At 62.0% G+C, this 2,864-nt stretch carries 3 protein-coding genes; all 3 read right to left on the bottom strand.

Annotated elements, in window-relative coordinates:
• On the bottom strand, window positions 1–1,347 hold a 1,347-nt coding region (locus EOA86_RS29035; RefSeq protein ID WP_164892080.1), incomplete at its 3' end, for an MlaD family protein.
• Window positions 1,348–1,361: 14 nt separating this feature from the next.
• Window positions 1,362–2,183 carry an ABC transporter ATP-binding protein gene (locus EOA86_RS29030; protein WP_065009514.1) on the bottom strand — a complete coding sequence of 274 codons (822 nt, stop codon included), beginning with the start codon at window positions 2,181–2,183 and terminating at the stop codon, window positions 1,362–1,364.
• 1 nt (window position 2,184) lies between these two features.
• Window positions 2,185–2,864: ABC transporter permease (locus EOA86_RS29025; protein ID WP_164892079.1), on the bottom strand; the 680-nt coding region annotated here is incomplete at its 5' end.

Below are 2,864 nucleotides of genomic sequence, written 5' to 3'. Positions count from 1 at the left end.
CCGAACCTCGCCTTCGCCGCCTGACAGGATACGCTGGGGATTTCGGCTGAGATCCGTCACCGCCTCTTCGATGCGGCTGATCGAACGGCGGCTGTCCTGGACCAGCGCTTCGACGTTCTGCAGGCCCTGACCGGAGAATCGGGCCAGATTGTCGGTGATGGTGCCGAGGCGGGCGTTCAGGGTGTCGGCGACCTGCTTGAACGATCTCAGCGTATTCCTGGCATCGGCCATCATGCCGTCGGCCTGACCTGAGCCGAGCAATGTATCGACCTTGGCGAGGATGCCGTCGACGCGCACCGAAGCGTCGTTGAGACGCTCCGCGAGCTGCTGCGCGTCCTTGATGGTCTGGTCGATATCGTCGGCCCGGTTGGCGAATTTGCTGGTCACCTTGGCGATGTCGGCGGCAGCCTCGTTGGCGTTTTCGCTGGCCTTCTGGATGTTGGCCAGCGCGGTGCGAACCTGTGCCGGGTCGATGCCGTCGAGAACGCCGTCGACTTTGGCCAGCGTGCCTTGCGTCCTTTGAGCGAAATCGTTGATCGACCCTACGGCCGTGTCGACATTCCTGACGACCCTGTCGAACTGTTTGCTGGTTTCCTTTAGGTTCGTGGTCACCGTGTCGACGTTGGCGACGATGCTCTTGATTTGGTCCTTGTCGACGGCGTTGAGCAGTCCTTCCGCCGCCTTCAGCGTGCCGTCGAGCTTGCCCGAGACACCCCTCAACTCGTCCGAAAGCGAACTTACGCTGGCGAGGAATTTGTCGATGCCGTCGGAGTTCTTGGCCAGCGCGTCGGAGAAGGTCTGCACATTGTTGACGGTCTGCGTCAGCGGCCCGCGAACGTCTCTGGTGAAGCCTTCGAGCTGGGTGAGAACCGTATCGGCGCGGGTGAAGATGTTCTGCGCCGTCTGCAAGAGATTGGTGACCGCCGACGGATTGGCGACAATCTCGGCGACACGGCCTTCCTTTTCCGCCAGATCGAGGAGGTTGGGCTCCTTGGGATCGGCGCCCTTGAGTTCGATATTGGCCTGACCGGTGAGGCCGGCGAGGCCGATGTCGGCCTGCGTCGATTTGGTGATCGGCGTCATGCGGTCTATTTCGGCGTCGGCTATGGCGGCGGTCGGATTGTCGACGTCGATATAGACGCGCCTGACATCCCCAACCCTGACGCCGTTGAACAGCACGAAGCTGCCGCGGCCGAGGCCGGAAGCCGATCCCGGAATGCGCACCCGCAGCATCGCCGTCTCACCTCTGTCGCCGATCGCGGCCGTCCAATAGACGAACGCGAACGCTGCCAGGATCGCGGCTAGCGTGAAAATGCCGACAATGACGTAGTTGGCTCTGGTTTCCATTTATCCACTTATGGCTACGCGCGGGCCGCAAGATCAAGTTGCCGCGCACGTTTTCCGCGAAAATAGGATTTCACCCAGGGTTCCTCGCTTCTGAGCATGTCGTCGATCGTGCCTTCGACCAGCACTTTCTTCTTGCCGAGCACGGCCACCCGATCACAAGCTGTGAACAGCGTGTCGAGATCGTGCGTGACCATGTACACGGTCAGATCCATGGTATCGCGCAGCTTGACGACCAGTTCGTCGAACTCAGCCGCACTGATCGGATCGAGGCCGGAGGTCGGCTCGTCCAGGAACACGATGTCGGGGTCGAGCGCCAGTGCGCGCGCCAGCGCCGCGCGCTTGATCATGCCGCCGGAAAGCTCGGACGGAAATTTCTGCGCCGCATCCGGCGGCAACCCGACCAGTTCGACCTTGAGCATCGCCAGCTCGTCCATCAGCTTTCTGGGCAGGTCGAGATATTCGCGCATCGGCACCTGCACGTTTTCGAGAACCGTGAGCGCCGAAAACAGCGCGCCGTGCTGGAAGAGGACGCCAAGGCGCATGTCGATGCGAAGACGCTCCCTCTCGCTCGCCTTTTCGACATCGACGCCGAACAGCTTGATCGTTCCCGACTGCTTGTGGACCAGGCCGAGGATGGTGCGCAGGAGAACCGACTTGCCGGCACCGGAGGCGCCGACAAAGCCGAGGATCTCGCCGCGCCTGATATCGAGCGACAATCTGTCGAGAATGACCTTGTCGCCGAAGGACACGGTGATGTCGTGCGCGGAAAGCACGATCTCGTCTTCGTCGGCCCCTTCCGCAACCCCAGTCGCCTTTGTGCTGCCCTGCGTCGCCATGTCAGAACTCGATCGCCGCGTAGAACATGGCGAAAAGCCCATCGAGGATGATGACCACGAAGATCGACTTCACCACCGAAGCGGTGACGTGTTGTCCCAGCGATTCGGCGCTGCCGCCAACCTTCATGCCTTCGACCGAGGCAATCGTGCCGATGATCATGGCCATGAACGGCGCCTTGATCAGCCCGGCAAAGATGGTGCTGAGATCGATGGCGACACGCAGCCGGTCGATGAACGCCGCCGGTGCGATGTCGGAGTAGAGCCATGCGGCTAGGATGCCGCCGCCGAGTGCGGCGAAATTGGCGATGATCGTCAGGCAAGGCAGTGCGATCACCAGCGCGACCAGCCGCGGAAACACCAGCACGCCGATTGGATTGAGCCCGATGACCTTCAGCGCGTCGACCTCCTCGCGCATTTTCATCGAGCCGATTTCAGCCGTAATGGCGCTGCCCGAACGGCCGGCGATCATGATCGCGGTCATCAGCACGCCGAGTTCGCGCAGGATCAGCACGCCGACCAGATCGACGACGAAGATATCGGCGCCGAAATAGCTGAGCTGGTAGGCGCCTTGCTGGGCGACGATCGCGCCAACGATGGCCGACATCAGCACGACCACCGGGATGGCGCCGACGCCCATGCGATCGATCTGGTTGAAGATCGCCGCCGGATTGACCGCATGGC

The organism is Mesorhizobium sp. M5C.F.Ca.IN.020.32.2.1 (genome assembly GCF_004023105.1).
GTDB lineage: Bacteria > Pseudomonadota > Alphaproteobacteria > Rhizobiales > Rhizobiaceae > Mesorhizobium > Mesorhizobium wenxiniae.
Note: the sequence above shows the minus strand (reverse complement) of the source record. Positions and strands in the feature narration are given on the sequence as shown.

What these genes read in the sequence shown, in the direction of transcription:
- EOA86_RS29030 (WP_065009514.1), bottom strand. Translation starts at nt 2,183, where the DNA reads ATGGCGACGCAGGGCAGCACAAAGGCGACTGGGGTTGCGGAAGGGGCC.